The sequence below is a fragment of the Rhodococcus sp. WB1 genome (assembly GCF_001700945.1).
GTDB lineage: Bacteria > Actinomycetota > Actinomycetes > Mycobacteriales > Mycobacteriaceae > Rhodococcus > Rhodococcus aetherivorans.
Window position 1 is genome coordinate 5,000,253 of the sequence record NZ_CP015529.1, and the last position, 18,877, is coordinate 5,019,129.

Annotated in this window: 17 protein-coding genes and 1 pseudogene; 10 read left to right on the forward strand and 8 right to left on the reverse strand. The window is 69.4% G+C overall.

What is annotated here, in order from left to right; translation table 11 throughout:
* Nucleotides 1-24 precede the first annotated feature (24 nt).
* The gene (locus A4U64_RS22395; RefSeq protein ID WP_065923137.1) at nucleotides 25-2,214 is read right to left on the reverse strand and encodes a DNA polymerase III subunits gamma/tau; all 2,190 of its coding nucleotides are present in this window, start codon (nucleotides 2,212-2,214) and stop codon (nucleotides 25-27) included.
* 73 nt (nucleotides 2,215-2,287) lie between these two features.
* On the opposite strand from A4U64_RS22395, the gene A4U64_RS22400 reads away from it, so the two are divergent.
* Entirely contained in the window at nucleotides 2,288-3,082 is a 795-nt protein-coding gene (locus tag A4U64_RS22400) for an SDR family NAD(P)-dependent oxidoreductase (RefSeq protein WP_044476307.1), read from the forward strand.
* Between the two features lie 14 nt (nucleotides 3,083-3,096).
* Here A4U64_RS22400 and A4U64_RS22405 read toward each other — a convergent pair whose 3' ends face one another.
* Entirely contained in the window at nucleotides 3,097-3,426 is a 330-nt protein-coding gene (locus A4U64_RS22405) for a hypothetical protein (RefSeq protein WP_006943121.1), read from the reverse strand.
* Nucleotides 3,427-3,720: 294 nt separating this feature from the next.
* Between A4U64_RS22405 and A4U64_RS22410 the strand changes: the two genes are divergently transcribed.
* From A4U64_RS22410 to A4U64_RS22430, 5 genes are all read left to right on the forward strand, one after another.
* On the forward strand, nucleotides 3,721-4,869 hold the full coding sequence (locus tag A4U64_RS22410; RefSeq protein WP_065923138.1) for a beta-mannosidase: 1,149 nt from the start codon (nucleotides 3,721-3,723) through the stop codon (nucleotides 4,867-4,869).
* 223 nt (nucleotides 4,870-5,092) lie between these two features.
* A complete protein-coding gene (locus A4U64_RS22415; RefSeq protein ID WP_006943118.1) occupies nucleotides 5,093-5,368 on the forward strand; it encodes a DUF4193 family protein in 276 nt (91 codons plus the stop codon).
* 151 nt (nucleotides 5,369-5,519) lie between these two features.
* The gene (locus A4U64_RS22420) at nucleotides 5,520-5,798 is read left to right on the forward strand and encodes a GlsB/YeaQ/YmgE family stress response membrane protein (RefSeq protein WP_006943117.1); all 279 of its coding nucleotides are present in this window, start codon (nucleotides 5,520-5,522) and stop codon (nucleotides 5,796-5,798) included.
* 217 nt (nucleotides 5,799-6,015) lie between these two features.
* Nucleotides 6,016-6,198 (forward strand): hypothetical protein, encoded by a 183-nt coding sequence (locus A4U64_RS22425; RefSeq protein WP_029547113.1) that lies wholly within the window; start codon nucleotides 6,016-6,018, stop codon nucleotides 6,196-6,198.
* A 222-nt stretch (nucleotides 6,199-6,420) separates the two neighbouring features.
* Nucleotides 6,421-7,746, forward strand: coding sequence for an ammonium transporter (locus tag A4U64_RS22430; RefSeq protein ID WP_050034456.1), 1,326 nt, complete (start codon nucleotides 6,421-6,423; stop codon nucleotides 7,744-7,746).
* Nucleotides 7,747-7,757: 11 nt separating this feature from the next.
* Here A4U64_RS22430 and A4U64_RS27880 read toward each other — a convergent pair.
* A pseudogene (locus A4U64_RS27880) lies at nucleotides 7,758-8,689 on the reverse strand (IS5 family transposase).
* 475 nt (nucleotides 8,690-9,164) lie between these two features.
* Between A4U64_RS27880 and A4U64_RS22445 the strand changes: the two are divergent.
* The 3 genes from A4U64_RS22445 to A4U64_RS22455 all read left to right on the forward strand — a co-directional run bounded on the left by A4U64_RS22445 (nucleotide 9,165) and on the right by A4U64_RS22455 (nucleotide 11,796).
* A complete protein-coding gene (locus tag A4U64_RS22445) occupies nucleotides 9,165-9,497 on the forward strand; it encodes a hypothetical protein (RefSeq protein ID WP_006943112.1) in 333 nt (110 codons plus the stop codon).
* Nucleotides 9,498-9,828: 331 nt separating this feature from the next.
* Entirely contained in the window at nucleotides 9,829-10,914 is a 1,086-nt protein-coding gene (locus A4U64_RS22450; RefSeq protein ID WP_029547111.1) for an alpha/beta hydrolase, read from the forward strand.
* 279 nt (nucleotides 10,915-11,193) lie between these two features.
* Nucleotides 11,194-11,796 (forward strand): C40 family peptidase, encoded by a 603-nt coding sequence (locus tag A4U64_RS22455; RefSeq protein WP_006943110.1) that lies wholly within the window; start codon nucleotides 11,194-11,196, stop codon nucleotides 11,794-11,796.
* 738 nt (nucleotides 11,797-12,534) lie between these two features.
* Here A4U64_RS22455 and A4U64_RS22460 read toward each other — a convergent pair.
* A complete protein-coding gene (locus A4U64_RS22460; RefSeq protein ID WP_065923140.1) occupies nucleotides 12,535-13,422 on the reverse strand; it encodes a LysR family transcriptional regulator in 888 nt (295 codons plus the stop codon).
* 132 nt (nucleotides 13,423-13,554) lie between these two features.
* Between A4U64_RS22460 and A4U64_RS22465 the strand changes: the two genes are divergently transcribed.
* Nucleotides 13,555-14,469, forward strand: a complete 915-nt coding sequence (locus A4U64_RS22465) for a LysR family transcriptional regulator (RefSeq protein ID WP_050034452.1) — start codon at nucleotides 13,555-13,557, stop codon at nucleotides 14,467-14,469.
* 170 nt (nucleotides 14,470-14,639) lie between these two features.
* Here the strand turns inward: A4U64_RS22465 and A4U64_RS28910 are convergent, their stop codons facing one another.
* From A4U64_RS28910 to A4U64_RS22485, 4 genes are all read right to left on the reverse strand, one after another.
* A complete protein-coding gene (locus A4U64_RS28910) occupies nucleotides 14,640-15,047 on the reverse strand; it encodes a hypothetical protein (RefSeq protein ID WP_232334127.1) in 408 nt (135 codons plus the stop codon).
* A gap of 607 nt (nucleotides 15,048-15,654) precedes the next feature.
* A complete protein-coding gene (locus tag A4U64_RS22475) occupies nucleotides 15,655-16,653 on the reverse strand; it encodes an NAD(P)H-dependent flavin oxidoreductase (RefSeq protein WP_065923141.1) in 999 nt (332 codons plus the stop codon).
* 72 nt (nucleotides 16,654-16,725) lie between these two features.
* On the reverse strand, nucleotides 16,726-17,574 hold the full coding sequence (locus A4U64_RS22480; RefSeq protein ID WP_065923142.1) for a crotonase/enoyl-CoA hydratase family protein: 849 nt from the start codon (nucleotides 17,572-17,574) through the stop codon (nucleotides 16,726-16,728).
* A complete protein-coding gene (locus A4U64_RS22485; RefSeq protein WP_050034450.1) occupies nucleotides 17,574-18,749 on the reverse strand; it encodes an acyl-CoA dehydrogenase family protein in 1,176 nt (391 codons plus the stop codon). The genes A4U64_RS22480 and A4U64_RS22485 overlap by 1 nt, the downstream gene beginning before the upstream one ends.
* Between the last annotated feature and the right edge of the window lie 128 nt (nucleotides 18,750-18,877).

Sequence of the window (18,877 nt, forward strand, 5' to 3'; positions counted from 1 at the left end):
GGTCAACTTACCGATCTTTCGTGCTCACTCGCTGATCTTCTTCGCGCCCAGGATGTCCTGCAGCAACTCGATCGCCACGTCCTCCGGTTCGCGCCGCGTCGACGGGTCGCCCGGGGTGGCGGCCTCGGCGAACATCTCTTCCTCGTCCTCGGGGGTGACGTCGGCGGGGCTGATCCGCGGCGGCTCGTAGTCCGGCTCGGGACCGGGGTCGTCCGGGTAGTCCGGCGCCTCGGGCGGCGGGATGTCGTCGACCTCGGGACGCGACGGAACCGGGGGCGCGCCGGGGGACGTCACGCGCGGTTGCGGGGCGGGCTGGGCCTGCCGGGCCTGGCTGGGCCGGGAGAACCGAGGCTGACCGGAAGGGCGCGACCCCGCCTGCGCCGGGGCCGGTTTCGCGGCGGTGGGGGGTGTCGCAGCGCCCTGCACGCAGGTCACCTCGAAGTCCACCCCGAACACCGCCCGCAGGGCGTCGGCGATCACCGCGGCGTTGCGCGGTTCGACGAGCCTCTTGACCAGGGGGGCCGAATCGTGACCGAGCACGATGCGGCCCGCTTCGACGCTGCGGACCGTGGCGCCGGACAGCATGACCTCGACGGTGCGGCTGCGCTCGCGGACCTTGGTACGGACTTCGGACCATACCGCGCGGACGGCGGCGGCGTCGGGCCCGGCGGCGGGGGCGGGCGCCGGCTCCGGCTGGGGTTCCGGCGCGGGTCGCGGTGCGGGCGGCTCGTGTTCCTGCACGACGGGGCGCGGTGCAGGCTCCGGTTCCTGCACGACGGGGCGCGGTGCAGGCTCCGGTTCGCGCGCCGGTGGGGCGGGCGTCGGCGGTGGGGCGGGCGTCGGCGGTGGCACGGGCGCCGGCGCCGCGGCAGCCGGTCGTGACTCCGCCGGTGGAACGGGGGCCGGCTCGGCCGCAGGCTCGGGGACGGGCGCGACCGAGGACGGTGCGGCTCGTCGCTGCGAGGGTCGCTGGAAACGGGCGGCCGGCTCTTCGGGGGCGATCGGCGGCGTGGGCGCGGCCGGCGCCGGAGCGACGGCCCGCGGGGCGGCGCCCTGCGGGGCCGCGATCCCACTTTCGAGACGCTCGAGGCGTTGCAGCACAGCCGATTCCGAACCCGAGGCGGCGGGCAGCAGCATCCGCGCGCACATCACCTCGAGGAGCAGGCGCGGGGCCGTGGCACCGCGCATCTCTCCCAGACCGGAGTGCACGATCTCCGCGTACCGGGTCAGGGTGGCGGGACCGATCCGGTCGGCTTCCTCCCGCATCCGCTCCAGCACGTCGCCCGGGGCGTCGACGAGACCGCGATCGGCGGCGTCGGGCACCGATCGCATCAGGATGAGATCCCGGAGCCGCTCGAGCAGGTCGACCGCGAACCGTCGCGGGTCGTGGCCGGCATCCATCACCTTCTCGACGGTCCCGAACAGACCTGCACCGTCGCCGGCGGCGAGGGCGTCCACGGCCTCGTCGATGAGGGCGACGTCGGTGACGCCGAGCAGCGAGAGTGCACGGCTGTAGGTCACGCCCTCCTCGCCGGCGCCGGCGAGGAGCTGGTCCATCACCGACAGCGAGTCGCGCGGCGAACCGCCGCCCGCACGGATCACCAGCGGGTAGACGGCGTCCTCGACCGCCACGTTCTCCTGCGTGCAGATCTTCTCGAGCAGCCCGCGCATGACGGGGGGCGGCAGCAACCGGAACGGGTAGTGGTGGGTGCGCGAGCGGATCGTCGGCAGCACCTTCTCCGGTTCGGTGGTGGCGAACACGAAGATCAGGTGCTCCGGCGGCTCCTCGACGATCTTGAGCAGGGCGTTGAAGCCCTGCGTGGTGACCATGTGGGCCTCGTCGACGATGAAGATGCGGTACCGCGACTCGGCCGGCGCGTAGAAGGCACGGTCGCGTAGTTCGCGGGTGTCGTCGACGCCGCCGTGGCTGGCGGCGTCGAGCTCGATGACGTCGAGGTTGCCGCCACCGCCGGGGCCGAGCGCCACGCAGGACCGGCACGTCCCGCACGGGGCCGACGTGGGACCCTCCGCGCAGTTCAGGGAGCGGGCCAGGATCCGGGCCGAGGAGGTCTTGCCACAGCCGCGCGGGCCCGAGAACAGATACGCGTGATTGATGCGACCTGCGTCGAGGGCGATGCTCAGGGGCTCGGTGACGTGCTCCTGACCCACCACCTCGGCAAAGGTCGCCGGTCGGTACTTACGGTAGAGGGCCACGCGCCGAGACTACCGGCGCCGACCGACACCCCGGCCGCGTGGTTGCGGCGGAGTGATGCGGGTATCCGGGGCCATGACCGAAACACGACCGTTGGCCCTGGTGACCGGAGCGTCGAGCGGCATCGGCCTGGAACTCGCCCGACTGTTCGGCCGGGACGGATACGACCTCATCCTCGTGGCCCGCTCCGATGCCCTCGACGACGCCACCCGTGCTCTCGCCGCCACCGGCGCCGCCGTGATTCCGGTGCGCGCCGACCTCCGGACGGCGACGGGCGTGGAGGAGGTGTGCACCGCCGTGACGGCGACCGGCCGGCCACTGGCCGCCGCTGCGCTCAACGCCGGCACCGGGCAGGGTGGCCTGTTCGTGGACACCGGCCTCGACGACCAGCTCGAGGTGGTGGACGTCAACGTGCGCTCGACCGTGCATCTGGCCAAGTACGTCCTCGACGGCATGGCCGGGCGCGGCACCGGGCGCGTGCTGATCACGTCGTCGGTGGTCTCGGAGATGCCCGGCCCGTACCAGGTCGTCTACAACGCCTCCAAGTCGTTCCTGCAGTCGTTCTCCGAGGGGCTGCACGAGGAGCTGCGCGGGACCGGGGTCACCGTCACCGCGCTGATGCCCGGAGCGACCGACACCCCGTTCTTCCGCAAGGCCGGGATGGCGGACGCGCCGATCGCCCGCGGCCCCAAGGACGACCCTGCGAAGGTCGCCCGCAAGGGCTACGAGGCGATGCTGAAGGGCAAACGGAAGGTGGTGGCCAGCTCCCCCATGTCCAAGGCGATGGCGGCGGCGTCGACGGTGACACCGGATTCGGTGAAGGCCTTCCTCCACCGCTTCATGGCCGCGCCGGCGTCCGCGCCTCGCTGACCGAGGCAGGTGCCTCAGAGGTTGGGCAGCGCCCAGCTGAGGAACACCACGCCCGCGAGGATGCCGAAGATGCCGGTGAGCATGCCGACGAGAGCGTCGAGGGACTTCTCCTCGTCGGTGAACACGGCGGGCCGGCGGGTGGCGGCGATGCCGGTCCCGATGGCCGCCGCACCGAGCAGAATCCCGAAGCCGAACGTCCAGAAGGTCACGATCGACAGGGCGCCGAGCATCAGCGCCAGATCGGCCCCCTTCTCCTCGACCGCCTCACGCAGCGTCGACAGCGCGGGTAGGTCGAGGCGGGAACGGTGCGGTCCGGAGCGGAAGGGAGTCTGCAGGACGGACATGGTCTTTCGGATCCTCGTCGGCGATGGCGGAACGGTGCGCAGCATCCGGTGGCGGGGTCGTACGGAACCTTCTGCAGGACAAGAATTCCGGGATGGGTGAACGGTCCGGCGACCACCGCTCGATGCGACCGGGAACAGATACGGGACACGGCATCTACTCCTGGATCAACCTCACTCGTCGGCCCGGCTGCTACGCAGCACAGATTAGCACTCACCGAGCCTGAGTGCTAACTCGGCGGTGTCGCGCGGTTCGCATGCGCAGCCGATCCGGCTCCGCGCCAGTACAGTTCCTCCATGGGATCGGGGAGCACGGCAAAGGCGTGGGCGGTGGGTCTCTCGATCGTCGCCGCGGCGACGATCGGCACGGCCGGCACCGCCGCCGCCGATCCGGATCCGGGCGCGCGGGTCACCGCCGACGGCACGGCGCTGCGGCTCGACGGGCAGCCCTGGTGGCCCACCGGCTTCAACGCCTACCAGCTGGGCACGAACTGGGCGGTGAACTGGGGCTGCGGCGCCATGGTCGATCTGGATGCGTACTTCGGCGCGCTGCCACCGCATTCGCTCACCCGCTTCAACGCCTTCCAGGCCCTGGCCGTCGACCGGTTCACCGGCGAACTCGACTTCGGCCCGCTCGACGCCGTGTTCGCCGCGGCGGAGGCCCACGGTCAACTCGTGATCCCGGTCCTTGCCGCCCAGGACGGCGCGTGCGAGGACGAGGCGTTCAAGGACCGGCAGTGGTATGTCGACGGATGGACGGAGCCGGTCGATCACGAGCGTGCCGTGCTGAGTTTCCGGGACTGGGTGACGACGGCGGTGACGCGGTGGAAGGACTCCCCGGCGCTGGCTGCATGGGAACTCGTCGGCGAACCCGAGACCAGCATGTGCACCGACGCGGCGTGCTCGTGGTGGCTGCGGCAGTGCCCGCCGGACGCGGCCGCCGTCCTGCGCGGGTTCTTCGACACGGCGGGGGCGCAGGTCCGCGCGATCGATCCCCGCACCCTGATCACCGCGGGGCTCACCGGCGGCGGGCAGTGCGGCACGCAGGGCGACGAGTACGCGCTGGTCGGGTCGTCCCCCTTCGTGGACGTCGTCCAGTACCACGACTACGGCGCCGACGGGATCCCGTTGCCCGGCGACCAGTGGAACGGCCTGGCGCGCCGCATCGCCCAGGCCCAGCAGATCGACAAGCCGCTGCTGGTGGCCGAGATCGGCGAGCCGGCGGGCTGGTGCGGGGCCACGGCCGACCGCGCCGAGCACATCGCGACGAAAATCGAGGGACAGAAGGCGGCCGGCACCGCCGGGGCGCTCATCTGGGCCTTCGTCCCCGATCCCCGGCCGGACTCCTGCACCTACGACGTCGGCCCCGACGACGAATTGTGGGACGTGATCGAGGAATTCGGAACATCGGGCGCATCCGTCGGGCCCATCCCGAACACCGGATAGCCGGGGCCCGCGCGCGTCGAGACCACCCGTCCGGTCGGGCGGCCGGCCTGGATCGCCCACCGGTTCCGGCACAGTGGTTTGGTATCTCCCCGGTCCGGGTACAGGAGGGCGATCACGGCCCGGCGTCGCCCTCACCGGCACCCGCCGGGAAGGTGACACGAAGAAGACATCGCACCGCGCGGCTGGTGCCGTCGCCGGGCGGCGACCAGGACTGAGGAGGGTCATGACACTCGACTACGACACCCGTAAAGAGCTCGACACGGACGAGCTGACCGCCCCGACGCTTCCGGCGGTGAGCGAGACCGTGGAGCCGGACGACGGCGACATCGCCGAGTTCTTCGAACTCCCCGGCGCCGACCTGTCCGGCGAGGAGCTCACCGCCCCGGTCGTCCCCCGGCGGAACGACGAGTTCGTCTGCGACAGCTGTTTCCTGGTCCACCACCACAGCAGGCTCGCGCCGTCCGACGACGGCACGACACGCTGCCGGGACTGCAGCTGACGGACCTCGGCGGAAGGCGCAGAACGAGAACAATTTTCCGCCGAGGTGTAGTCCCTCGCCCTACGGGGTAACCGAAGTCGTGACCACGCCGGCGACGGCGGGTGAAGACCGGAGGGGATCGACGAGATTCCCGAACGAAGGGAAGTGGAGCGTGCTCGGACTCGGAATCATCGGGTGGATCATCATCGGCGGCCTCGCCGGCTGGATCGGTAGCAAGATCATGAAGACCGACGAGCAACAGGGCATCCTGCTGAACATCGTCGTGGGTGTCATCGGCGGTCTGCTCGGCGGCTTCCTGCTCAAGCTCTTCGGTGTCGATGTGGCGGGCGGCGGCCTGATCTTCAGCTTCCTCACCTGCCTCCTCGGTGCGGTGATCCTGCTGTTCCTGGTCAAGGCTGTCACCGGCCGCCGCACGGTCCACCACCGGTAATCTCGCCGACCAGTCACCACACGCGCAGCGGCCTCCCGTCGCCCCGTTCCGGGGCACGGGAGGCCGCTGCGCTGCACGGGCCGAATCCGCGCCGGGCGTGTCGGCCGTCATCCGCTGCGAAAACGGGACCTTTCCGGCATGCTGGCCGGGTGGATGGCGCGTGCGGTGAGCGTGGCGGTCATCCGGGGAACGCCGCCGAGCGACGAGAGGGACACCGATGGACGACACCGCAGCAACGAGGGCACGCTCCGCCACCGCGGGCCGCACCCCGCAGGAGACCCCCGAGCTGTCTTCGGAGGATCTCGCCGCCGTCGTGGAGGCGCTGACCGGCCGTCCGGCAGACATCCCGGAGTCCGAGCCGGCCCCGAAACGACGCCGATCGCCCCGCAAGAAGACCTGAGCCCCCGGCCGCCGACCTCGTCGGTCCCGTAGCGGGCGAACCTCGCGAACACCGCTCCGCGGCACCGCCCGTGCGCGGCTACCGGGAGACCCTCGCGGCCACTTGTCCGAAATGACCGTTTCCGTAACTCGCTCGCAACACCCGCGCCGCGTGGCAGAAACCGGACCGGCACATCGTGGATACCCGGCGCACCGAGAACCGTGCGCGTGAGGAGAATCTGCCGTGTCACCCACGATCGACGCCGGGGCCACCGCGTGGCTGCTGGCGAGCACCGCCCTCGTCCTGCTGATGACCCCGGGTCTCGCCCTGTTCTACGGCGGGATGGTCCGCTCCACCGGCGTCCTCAACATGATCATGATGAGCTTCGTGTCGATCCCGCTCGTCACGGTCACGTGGCTCGTCGCGGGCTACACGCTCAGCTTCGACGACGATCTCGGCGGCGGAGTGCTCGGCGGATTCGCACACCTGGGGATGAGCGGTATCGGGCCCGACACCGTCCACGGCCAGGTACCGGAACTCCTGTTCGCCACCTTCCAATTGACCTTCGCGATCATCACCGCCGCCCTCGTCAGCGGGGCGATCGCCGACCGGGCCAAGTTCTCCGCCTGGATGCTGTTCGTGCCTGTCTGGGCACTGCTCGTGTATGTCCCTGTCGCCCACTGGGTCTGGGGACCCGACGGCTGGATCGCACGGCTCGGCGTGCTCGACTACGCGGGTGGACTCGTCGTCGAAACCGTCTCCGGAGCGTCCGGTCTGGCCCTGGCACTGGTGCTCGGACCAAGGCTGGGATTCCGTTCCGAGTCCATGCGGCCGCACAACCTCCCGATCGTCCTGCTCGGCGTGGGCCTGCTGTGGTTCGGCTGGTTCGGATTCAACGCCGGCTCCGCCCTGGCCGCCGACGGCAAGGCCGCCGCGGTCTTCCTCAACACGCTCGTCGCCGGGTGCACCGGCATGCTCGGGTGGCTGTTCGTCGAACAGCGCCGCGACGGGCACCCCACCACGTTCGGCGCCGCCTCGGGCGTGGTCGCCGGCCTGGTGGCGATCACCCCCGCGTGCGGCACCGTCGATGTTCTCGGTGCGCTCGTCGTCGGCGCGGTGGCCGGCATCGTCTGTTCGTACGCCGTGGGCTGGAAGTTCCGCCTGGGCTACGACGATTCGCTCGACGTCGTCGGCGTGCACCTGATGGGCGGCATCGTCGGCACCGTTCTCGTCGGCGTGCTCGCGACCGCCGTGATGACCGACGGTCCGGAAGGATTGCTGTACGGCGGCGGCTTCGCGCAGCTCGGCAAGCAGGTCCTCGCGGTACTGGTGGTGGGGCTCTACGCCTTCGGCGTGACCTTCGGCCTCGGCAAGCTGATCGACCGCACCTTCGGCTTCCGGGTCAGCAAGGAGGACGAGGCGTCCGGTATCGACCTGGCCCTGCACGCCGAATCCGCCTACGAACACGGCGTGCCCGGGCACGGGGCGATGGGCGGGGTCAATCCGCTGCACTCGGTCTTCCCGTCCCAGGCACGGGAAGACGCCGTGCCCGGCGACGAAGAGCGCTAGGGTGTGTTTCATCAGCGGTCGGGCCGGAGCCACTGATTGATGGCGGCGATTCGGACGGTGGCGGTATAGCGGACCGCAAGTTTGTCGAATCTGGTTGCCACCGAGCGGTTCCGCTCGAGCTTGTTGATACCGCACTCGACAGCATGACGCTGCTTGTAGTGCTCGGTGTCGAACTCCGGCGGACGTCCACCGGACGACCCCTTCCGCGTCCGGTGGGCAGCCTGATCGGACTTGACCGGAATGGTCGCGCGGATACCGCGTTTACGCAGGTAGGCGCGATTTCCGGTGCTGCTGTATGCCTTGTCGGCCAGCACACGATCCGGCCGGGTACGCGGCCGACCGCGGCCGGTCCGCGGCACACCGATCCCGTCGAGAACCGCGGTGAACTGCGAACTGCCCCCGCTGACCGGCGGTGACCACGCTCGACAACGGTTTGCTGCCCTGCTCGCAGGCCAGATGGGTCTTGGTGGGCCACCCACCACGCGACCGTCCCCACGCGTGATCCTCCGGTTCGGTCACCACCCCGCCGGGTGGCTCTCGATCTGCTGATCGCCGTCCCCGCGGGCCCCGGCCGCATGCTGGTGCGCCCGCGCGATGGTCGAGTCGACGCCGACGTCCCACACGATCGCGCCGGCAGCGTCGGCGAGTGCCTGCAACGCCGTCAGGATCTGTGCCCACACTCCGCCGCGCTGCCCGCGCCGGAACAGCCCCGTACACCGTCTGCCACGGTCCGTACCGGGCCGGGACGTCCCGCCAGGGGGTACCCGTGCGGGTCCGCCACCGGATGCCGTCGATGGGCTGGCGTTTCGTCCATTTCGGCGGGCGGCCCGCCTTCTCCCCCGGGGCAGCAGCGGGCCAACCACGACCACTGCGCGTCGGTCAGGTCTGCTCGCCCCGGCCGATGCCGATACCGTGTCCGGTCACGGCCGAGACCACCGGGCACCGCCCGGAGGCCTGCCGGCATCCTCGACGAGGGTGGCCGCCGTCCGCGTGGCGCAAGCCTGGCGTCGAGCCGAAACCGGTGGTCCTCGAGAGGTTTCGGCACGTGCACACCGCGGAATGCCGGGAGCACCCACCTCATCGCGACCGCCCATGGTGATGAACGGGGGGCAGGGACAGCTGTCGCCCCCAGGCCGTCGATGGCGGTGTCACCTGTCTGCTCCCTCCGGGTCCGCGGGCGCACCCAACCGGCCTCGGGCGGGCGAACGATCCGCCGCCCACCCCGGTCGAGAGTTCCGTCGGCGAGAAACAGGTATCCCTCCGGGTCGTTCGGCCGATGCCCTCGGGCCCCACGGCGGGCAACGATACGCCCTGACACACACTGCGCAGGCCGGGTTCCCTGGTGGCGCCGACACCGTTCGTCGTCGCCCTTCGGAAATGGACCCGTCGCGTGGACTGCACGAAAGGGGCCCGCACCGATGACGGCAGAATCGTCCGGCTGGGGGGACTATGTCACGGCGGCGTTCTCCCGCGATTTCGTCGCCGAGGGATTCGACTACGACACCGTCGAACAGATCCATCGCGGCGTCTTCGACGAGTGGCGGGTTGCGCTGGCCCGCTCGGGTCTGTTCACCAACCGCGCCGTCGCCGAGGCGGTGCGCTGCTGGCAGAACAATCCCTCCTCCCTGTTGGACGCCCTGCTCGCGGACGCGGACGAGATGACCGACAAGCGCTACCGGACCGCGTGGAACGCACTGGACCGAACTGCTGCACACGACGGCTCCGTCCGGGCCGCTGCCCGGTATGCATGAGCGCTTCCGGCGGTCGAGCGGTCTGCAGCACGCCCACGCCGCGAGCGGACCCACCGGCCGGCGAGACCGCCATGCTCCGAAACAGTACGTCCGGTCTCGCTGGGCGCCGATCGGGCAGCTGCCGCGATCGCCCCGGCAGTCTTTGTCGGTGCGTGCGCCCCCCGGACCGGCACCGTGTCCAGACCCCGACGTCGGCACCGCCGGTGTGCCGACGCCTCAGGAGATATGTGCACGCCGACTCGGACTCCACCTCGGCAGCGTGCATAGTCCCCCGGCCCACGCGTGCCCGACCCGTCCGGGGGCGCAAGAACGAACTGATGTGAGGACCATCGTGACGACCACCCCACCGTCGGAACCCGGCGATCTCGACGGATGCGCCGCACCGCACGGGCCAGGAGTCCCCCTTCGCCCCACCCAGGTGCGTGGGCGGCACTTCCCCGGAGCCAGCGTGCAGGCGCAACTGCTGGCGCGATCGCTCCAGCTGACCCTGCGCCCTGTGCTCTCACTGTGGGCGCGCGCGTCCGGGCTGCCGTGGCCGACCAACCTGATCGAATCCGTCGGAAACCTGCTGCCGCCGATCGAGGGCACCCGGTGCCGACCCGCGACGCTCCCGCACTGCGGCGCGCTCTGGGTCCAGGCCCGCGACGTCGGTGCCGACCGCGTCGTCCTCTACCTGCACGGCGGCGCGTTTCTGTGCTGTGGCCTGCGCACGCACCGGCGCCTCGTCTCGCGCATCTCCGCCGAGGCACAGGCACCGGTGCTGATGGTCGACTACCGGATGCTGCCCACCCATACGATCGACGACGCCATCGACGACAGCATCGACGGGTACCGGCTGCTCCTGGCCACCGGCTACCGGCCCGAGCAGATCGTGATCGCCGGCGACTCCGCCGGCGGGTACCTGTCGTTCATGGTGCCGCTGCGGCTCCGTGACGAGGGCCTGCCCGCCCCCGCAGCCGTTGTGGCGCTCTCCCCACTGACCGAGTTGGATCCGGCCCGCAAACTGGCACACCCCAACGCGGACCGGTGCGCCCTCCTGCCCGCCACCGCCGCGGCGGAACTGTCCCGACTCGCCCGACGCCTCGAAGCCCACCGGGCGACCAGCCCCTACACCCGGGCCCGGCTGTGCCCGATCGAGCACGATCTGCGCGGCATGCCCCCGACGCTGATCCAGGTGGGGTCGGACGAGCTGCTGCTGCCGGACGCCGAAACCATGGCCCACCGGCTCACCGAGGCCGGCAGCTACTGCGAGCTGCAGATCTGGGACCGCCAGGTGCACGTGTTCCAGGCCGCGGCCGATCTGCTGCCCGAATCCCGGCGGGCCATCGCCGAGATCGGCCACTTCATCCGGTCCATGGTCCCGGCCCGGGCACCCGGTGCGGTACGCCCCCAGAAGACACCGGGATGCCCCGCATAGCATCAGGTTTCGGGACCGGAGTGGGACCCGCGCCCGCCGACTCACCGACCGATTCCGGCGTGACGAGTTCCGGGGCGGCGACACACCTCCGCGTGGGTGACCCGGCCGCCGGTGCCGGAAGGGAGGCCCGTTTGTGATCTACCCGCATCACCGAACCAGGTAGGTGTATGGGCCGATCGGCCGTTGTCCGCCTCGTTCGTGACCGGAATGTTATGGAGTGTTCCGTCCGAGCGGCACCTGGATCCCCCGGACACCGTATGACACGAAGGACTCCATTTCATGGCCAAGCACAGAGTGCGTCGGGGCAACCGCCAGCAGGTCTCGACCACAGGACTGCTGATCGCCGGGGGTGTGACGGTGGCAGCATGCCTGCTTCCGGCGTCTCCTGCCGCAGCGGAGCCGATCACGATTCCCGGGATCGGAACGTTCGACCTCCCCCACACGCCGGCGCTTCCTCCGGCGCCTACCCCTGCACCCCTCCCGGTTCCCCACCCTGCGCCCCTCCCCGACACGGCACCCTCACTGCCGCCGTCGCCGTCGACCCACGGTGCGCGGGCGCTCGCCGCGGCCGAGTCGAAGATCGGCGCACCGTACGTCTGGGCTGCGGCGGGGCCGGATGCGTTCGATTGCTCGGGTCTGGTCCAGTGGGCGTACCAGCAGGTCGGCGTCGTCGTGCCGCGCACCACCTACGACCAGCTCGACGGGGGACAACCGGTGGATCGGGCACACCTGCAGCCCGGCGATCTCGTGCTGTTCAACGGAGCGCAGCATGTCGGGCTCTACGCCGGGAACGGCACGGTCGTCCACGCCCCCACCGCCGGGCAGTCGGTGAAACAGGCACCACTGGACTCGATGCCGTTCTACGCGGCCCGCCGGTACTAGGCTCGGCCGCCCCGGGTGCCTGCCGAGAATCAGCCGGTACGAGGGGTGAACGGGTCCCGGGGCCCGACGAAACTCCGATCCGGTGCACAGCCCGTGAGCCATGCTCACAGGGTGCAGAGGCGATCGTCGGGTGTGCCCGAACGCCGTGGTGGGTCGGCGTGCGGCCGCGGTGGCGATCGGTGGCGCATCGAGAACCAGCGATGAGACCTGGGGTGAGCCGGCCCCCCAGTCCACGATCCGGCGGGACAACGCGTCGATCCGCGCCTTGCGCCGGACCTTCCCTCCCTGCGGGGCGCTCAGGGATATCGGTACTGCGCTCGTTCGGTGGGAAGTCGCACTCGACGGGATCCACCACCAGGAGCACGCGCGTGCCCGTCGGGAACATCCCCACCGAAACTGACATACCCTGACTGCTAATATTTTTCGTCATTTTGTGCATGCGTTCACCTCCGATCGCGATGCCCCTCCCGATCGTCGGTTCCGCGCGCCCCGGCCGATGCCGATACCGCGTCCGGTCACGGCCGAGACCACCCGGCACAGCCCGGAGGCCTGCCGGCATCCTCGACGAGGGTGGCCGCCGTCCGCGTGGTGCACACCTGGCGTCTTTCCACAGTGACGCGCCGACCGGTAGGTGGTCAAGGAAAATGGGGCCAGAACGAGCCTTCACCTGCCATCGACAGTCTGCGCAGAATCCTTGAAACTTCCTGTCGTCGACAGCCACCAAGGCAGGCGGTGCGGCTACGATTGCCCAACGAACCGTCGCGCGATCATCATGAAGGCTTGTGAAGCCGCGTCGAGGCTGTCGTTCCTGTGGACGAAACCAAATTTTTGGACCATCGGGGGGTCGATGCGGCACAGGTGAGCGCCGAGATCGGCCGCTTCCCGAGCCTGGGCCGGCGGCAGGATCGCGGCGCCCGCACCGCTGGCGACCAGACGCGGGTGGACGGGCAACATCCCTATTTCGACCGCCACTCGCGCCTGCACGTGGGCGGTCCGGCAGGCTTCCTCGAGCAAATCTCGAACAACGTCCCCGAGTGGCCCCGCGACCAGATCGACCTCCTCGAGTTCCGACAACGGGACTAAATCGTGGCAGGCCAGCCGATGCCCGGGCGGCACCGCGAGGACCAACATGTGCTGCCCCAACGGGAGGGCCTGCGTTCCGGTGGCGACGCGCACGGGCAGGGAGCACAACGCGATCTCGCAGGTCGCCCGTTTGACCAGTTCCACGGCTTCGTCGGAATCGGACGCTCGCAGCACATTGATCCACACCCCGGGGTGGAGGTCACGGAAGACGCGGATAAAGTCGGCCAGGGGTTCGACGGCGAGGTCGCTGGTCACGGCGACATCGAGCCGCCCTTCTTCCAACTGCTGGATGCGCCGCACCGCGTCCGACGTCTCCAGAACTCCACCGAGGACCTGCCGGGCGGGACCGACCAGCGCCCTGCCGGCGGCCGACAACTCGAGCCCGCGGCCGAGTCGATGGAAAAGTTCGACGTCCAGTTCCCGTTCGAGGGCCCGGATCGCCTGCGACAACGACGGCTGGGCGATGTACAGCGCCTCCGCGGCTCGAGTCATGCCGCCGTGATCTACTACGCTGAGGAAATAGCGTAGCTGCCGGGCATCCATGCTCCGACGATATCGCAGGCGCACCGGGGTAGTTCGCTTTGACCCATCGACGAGCCCCCGCTCCCGATCATTGTCGGAACAGGCAGAATGCAGTGAATCGATTGCGACGTCATCAGGTGCCCGGGAGGCGCGGTGGAGTTCAGGCAGCTGGCCCAATTTCTCGCGGTCGTCGAGCACGGCGGCCTCGTACGCGCCGCAACCGCACTCCACATTTCGCAGCCCTCACTGTCGCAGACCATCCGCGCGCTCGAACGTGAACTCAAGACTCCGCTATTTCACCGGGTCGGTCACGGAGTCGTTCTGACGGCGGCCGGTGAGGCACTCATCGGTCCAGCGCGCCAGTTGATCCGGGACGTGGCGACGGCGCGCGCGTCGGTCGCAGAGGTCGCAGGGATACGCACCGGTCGCCTCGACATCGCCGCAATGGGCAGCCCACTCGAGTTCATTCTTCCGGCCGTCGGAGCGTTCCGTCGCCGTCACCCCGACGTGTTCATCAGTATCGAGACGCCAGCGATGGAGTCCGACATCCTGCACCAGGTCCGGGAAGGCAGGAGCGAGTTGGGCTTTCTACCGTTCCAAGACGAAGCGGACATCCACAGCGAGGCAGTTCGGGGGCGGCTCGAGCTTGTCCAGCTCGGCGTCGAGCGGATGAAGCTGGTGATGCCCCCCGGAATCGGCACCGCCTTGCCTGACCCCTTACCGATCGGGCAGCTACCCGATCTTCCGACCACGGCGGCTCCTTTCGGCGCGCAGGGCAGGGATGCGGTCGAGAAGGCCCTTCGCCGCGCCGGATTGCACACGCGGCTCGGAGTCGTCACGGCGCACAGGTCAACGCATTGCTCACTCGTCCTGCGCGGCATAGGCATGGCGTTCAGTCCCGAGGGACAGGTGAACCAGGCAGTACGCACCGGCGCCGTGGTGCGCGACCTCGACCCACCCATCCTCCTCCCCTACGGTCTGGTGCGCCGGGCCGGTCACCTATCGCCTTCGGCCGCCGCGTTTTTCGAGATGGCGGTTGAGCACTTCCGCGACCGGAGCAGCGACTGACCATCCGGCCGCGTCGCTTGGCCGATGGCTCAGGCCCGGGGACCGAACACCACGTGCGACCGACGTCAACAGTTGTGCAGCCTGGAGCACTGCTACTGCGGCCGGCCCACCTCCGGGGGCGGGAGCACGGCGGCGTTATGCCGCGCCCCATATCGGCTCGTTCAGAGCCGCTAGTTGATGGTGGCGACGTGGACGGTGGTCAGACGACACACGGCGAGCTTGTCGAAGCGGATGGCCACCGCCCGGTGCGGCTCGAGTCGGCTGATGCCACTCGACCGCGTGCCGCTGCTGGCATATCCGATGGTCGAGGGCCGACGGTCATTTGCCTCGTGTGCGGCGGTGTGCGAGTTGATCGGACGGGATCGTGATCGTCGCTCGGATGCCGCCTCGAGCAGTTGGACGCGATTGGCGCGGGAACTGTACGCCCTCGTCCGCCAGCCCGCACCGACCGGGTACGCACCTGGCCACGACCAGGGCGCGGTACCGAAGAGCCGCTCGAACACCGCGGTGAACTGCGGACTGCCGCCGTCCTGACCCGGGGTGAGCAACACCGCCGGCGGGCCGCCGGTTCTGCCCACCGCCGAGGTGCAGCTTGGTGGTCCACCCGCCGGGAGAACCCCCCAGGGCGACGACGTCGGGCTCGCGTCGATCCCGCCGCGTGATGCGAGCTGCAGCAATCGGCAGGCACCGGTAGCGTGCCGGTGGGCCCGCACGATGGTCGAGTCGACGCCGACGTCTCACACGATCCGGCCCGCGGCGTCGGCCAACGCGTGCAACGCGGTCAAATCTGTGCCCGCACCCTGGCGGCCGGTTGTCAGCGACGGAACAGTCCGTCCACGCCTCTGCCAGGGGTCCGTACCGGGTCGGTGACTTCGCGCCAGAGTGCGCGATGCGGGTACGCCAGCGGATACCGTCGATGAGCTGGGTGTTCCGTCCACGCAGGGCCATCCGGACCTGGCCGGGGGTGGGGAGCAGTGCTTCGAGTACCGCCCACTGCGAGTCGGTCAGGTCCGTCCGGCCCGTCACCGCAACGCTGGGCACGACGCCCGAAGGTCTTCAGGGTTTTCTTCGCCGTCAAACCCCTTGACCGGAGACCTCGCTCATTCAGCGCTCACGATACACCCGTCTCACTTGAAGATCCGGGACCTCACCACCCGGGACGAACCTGGTGGGGGCTGACGCCGATCAGAAGCTGGCGTGCGCACCGACCGGGTTGACACACAGTCGAGCCAGGCGACCGCGAACGAGTTCCTCCGCCTCGCAAACGATCCGCGTGACCATCTCCACAACCGTGGGAATGTCGTGGATCAGGCCCTGGGACAGGCCGCTCGCCCAGATACCGAGATCGAGATCGCCCTCTTCGTGCACCAGTCGCCCTCGCGCTCCTGCCACGAGCTCGCGTACGTCGTCGAAATTCCCTCCCTCTGCCAGGATTTGGACAACCCGTCGGCTGACTGCATTGCCTGCCACCCGCGAGGTGTTGCGCAGCGGCCGAAAGATCAGTTCGGTGTCGAGCTCGGAGGCGTCGACCACCCACTGCTTGACCCGCTCATGCACCGGCGACTCGACCGTGCACATGAAACGGGTGCCCATATTGATACCGTCCGCGCCCAGGGCGAGGGCGGCAACGAGCCCACGCCCGTCCGCGAACCCACCCGACGCGATGAACGGGATCCGCAGCGCTCGGGCCGCGGCCGGGATCAGGATCAGACCCGGAACGTCGTCCTCGCCGGGATGGCCCGCGCATTCGAAGCCGTCGATGCTCAGCGCGTCGACACCCAATGCCTCCGCCTTGAGAGCGTGTCGCACACTCGTGCACTTGTGGAGCACCTTGACTCCGGCCGCCTTGAACGCTGGCATGTGCTCGGCCGGGTTGTTGCCCGCCGTCTCGACGATGCGTACCCCGGATTCGATGATCACCTGCCGGTACTCTGCGTACGGGGGCGGAGTGATCGCTGGGAGAATGGTGAGATTGACCCCGAAGGGACGATCGGTCATCTCCCGGCAGCGGGCGATTTCCGCGGCCAACGCCTCCGGGGTCGGCTGCGTCAATGCCGTGAGAAACGCCAGTGCACCCGCGTTCGCAGTGGCAGCCACGAGTTCGGCTCGTCCCACCCACTGCATCCCGCCCTGCACAATCGGGTGTTCGATTCCGAACAGGTCGGTGAATCTAGTGCTCAGCATGGCTATTCCCGCTCTCTGTGTTGGTCCGGAGGCTGCTTTGGGACCGCTCCGGTCGACCTTGTCCGGCCTTATTCACCTGAACTCCGGCTCGCGCCAATGCGGGAAGATGGCGGGCAGGTCGGCTTCGACCGTCCGCACGAACTTGGCCGGCCGCTTCTCGAGAAATGAGGTGATGCCCTCGTGGGCGTCGCTGCTCCCGCCCTGCACGGCCATGCCCCGCGATTCGGCAATGTGTGCCTCCATCGGGTGTGCGGCTCCGAGCATCCGCCAGATCAGCTGCCGCGTCAGCGCAACCGACACCGGGGCGGTGTTGTCGATGATCTCGGCGGCGATTGCGCGCGCCTCATCGAGCAGCCGATCTCTCGGGTGGACCGCCGAGACCAGCCCCGCCTCCAGTGCCTCCCCTGCCGAGAACATCCGTCCGGTGTACAACCACTCGAGTGAGCGCTGTACCCCGACCAAGCGCGGCAGGAACCAGCTCGAGCAGCTCTCCGGGATGACACCCCGGCGGGTGAAAGGCATCGCAAATCGCGCGTCCTCAGATGCCAGTCGAATGTCCATTGGCAGCGTGATCGTGGTACCGACGCCCACCGCGGCGCCGTTGATCGCGGCGATCACCGGCTTCACGGAGTCGAAAATTCGCAGGGTAGCTACGCCGCCGCCGTCACGTGGGACGTCGTCCCCGAAATCGCCGTAGTCGAATCGTGCACCGCCGCCGGAGAGGTCGGCACCGGCACAGAACGCACGGCCCGAGCCGGTGACGATGACGACCTTGACGCCGTCATCGGCGTCTGTCCTGGCGAAGGCCGCGACGATCTCGGCGCTCATTTGCCGGGTGAAGGCGTTGAGTTTGTCCGGGCGATGCAAGGTGATGACGGCGATGCCATCTGCGATCTCGAGTCGAATCGTGTGGAATTCCATCACAGTTTCCGTTCGGTGTCGGTGCCCGCCGCGGCGCGGACATGGCGGCCCAGGTTGCGCTCGTGAATTTGGGATGCTCCCTCATAGATCCGGAGTGCCCGGACGTCGCGCCACATCCGGGGCACCGGACTGTCTCCGACGATCCCCTCGCCGCCCAGGATCTGCACCGCCCGGTCGGCCACCCGGCTGGCCATCTCCGTGCAGAAATACTTGGCGGCCGCGATGCGGTGCCGGGGAATGGACTGTCCGTGAAACTGACGGGCGCAGTCGAGTACGAGAGCTCGGCCGGCCTCCAACTCCGCGTAGCTCGATCCGAGCATCGCCTCGATGCTGCCGAATTCGCCGATAGGGCGACCGAACTGGGTTCGGGTAGCAGCATGGCGTGCCGCCTCGTCCAGGATCCGCGTCGCCTGCCCGACCGCAGTCGCGGCGACGTGGATCCGGGCATGGTTGATCCCGCGCATCGCCAACCGCAGACCCGCCCCCTCGAGCCCGCCGATCAACGCGGTGGCCGGCACGACCACCTGGTCGAACCGCAGCTCGGCGACCGGCGCCTCGGCATGCCCATTCATCCGATCGGGCAGGCTCGCGCTGACTCCGGGCGTGTCCGCCCGCACCAGGAAAGCGGACACCCCCTCAGCGCCGGCACCGCCGGTGCGGGCGAAAACCACCAGCAGATCGGCCCATGCGCCGTTGGTGATGTACCGCTTGCTGCCATTGATGACGAAATGGTCGCCCTCGCGCACGGCGGTCGTGCATATCGCTGCGGCGTCCGAGCCTGCACCCCGCTCAGTGAGTGCGAACGCAGTGACGCATTCGCCCCGTGCCATCGGCGGCAGATAGAGTTCACGTTGCGCGTCGGTGCCATAGTCGAGCAAGATTTGTGACGACAGTCCGATGGTGGTCGAGAACCGCGACCGGTACACGCACGATGCCCGGGTGAACTCGAACGTGAGCAGCACCTGCTGCTCGACCGACCATTCCAGGCCCTCCCAGCGTCTGGGCAGGGTGATCCCGAACAGTCCGAGCGACGCCATCTTCTCAACGAGGTCCGGCGGCACCTCGCCCTTGGACACCATCTCCGCCTCGCGGATGATCAGCTCCTCGTCGGTGAACCGGCGGATCCGGTCGAGGTAATCGTCGAAGGACAGCTCGTAGACGGGTGCCGCGATCATGCCAACTCCTCACCGGGGAAGATCGCGCTTCCCCTTCGCGCAGGGTTTGCGGGTGCGCCGTCCTCGAGCGCGGCCCGCGGAATGTGTTCGATTCGTCCGCGTAGCGGGGGTCCGGGGGTCGTCATACC

Excerpts from the sequence above, each read along its gene's own strand:
- A4U64_RS22485 (WP_050034450.1), bottom strand. The coding sequence starts at position 18,749 with ATGATCGCGGCACCCGTCTACGAGCTGTCCTTCGACGATTACCTCGAC.
- A4U64_RS22460 (WP_065923140.1), bottom strand. The coding sequence starts at position 13,422 with ATGGATGCCCGGCAGCTACGCTATTTCCTCAGCGTAGTAGATCACGGC.
- A4U64_RS22480 (WP_065923142.1), bottom strand. The coding sequence starts at position 17,574 with ATGGAATTCCACACGATTCGACTCGAGATCGCAGATGGCATCGCCGTC.
- A4U64_RS22425 (WP_029547113.1), top strand. The coding sequence starts at position 6,016 with ATGGACGACACCGCAGCAACGAGGGCACGCTCCGCCACCGCGGGCCGC.
- A4U64_RS22445 (WP_006943112.1), top strand. The coding sequence starts at position 9,165 with ATGACGGCAGAATCGTCCGGCTGGGGGGACTATGTCACGGCGGCGTTC.
- A4U64_RS22455 (WP_006943110.1), top strand. The coding sequence starts at position 11,194 with ATGGCCAAGCACAGAGTGCGTCGGGGCAACCGCCAGCAGGTCTCGACC.
- A4U64_RS22475 (WP_065923141.1), bottom strand. The coding sequence starts at position 16,653 with ATGCTGAGCACTAGATTCACCGACCTGTTCGGAATCGAACACCCGATT.
- A4U64_RS22405 (WP_006943121.1), bottom strand. The coding sequence starts at position 3,426 with ATGTCCGTCCTGCAGACTCCCTTCCGCTCCGGACCGCACCGTTCCCGC.
- A4U64_RS22415 (WP_006943118.1), top strand. The coding sequence starts at position 5,093 with ATGACACTCGACTACGACACCCGTAAAGAGCTCGACACGGACGAGCTG.
- A4U64_RS22400 (WP_044476307.1), top strand. The coding sequence starts at position 2,288 with ATGACCGAAACACGACCGTTGGCCCTGGTGACCGGAGCGTCGAGCGGC.
- A4U64_RS22410 (WP_065923138.1), top strand. The coding sequence starts at position 3,721 with ATGGGATCGGGGAGCACGGCAAAGGCGTGGGCGGTGGGTCTCTCGATC.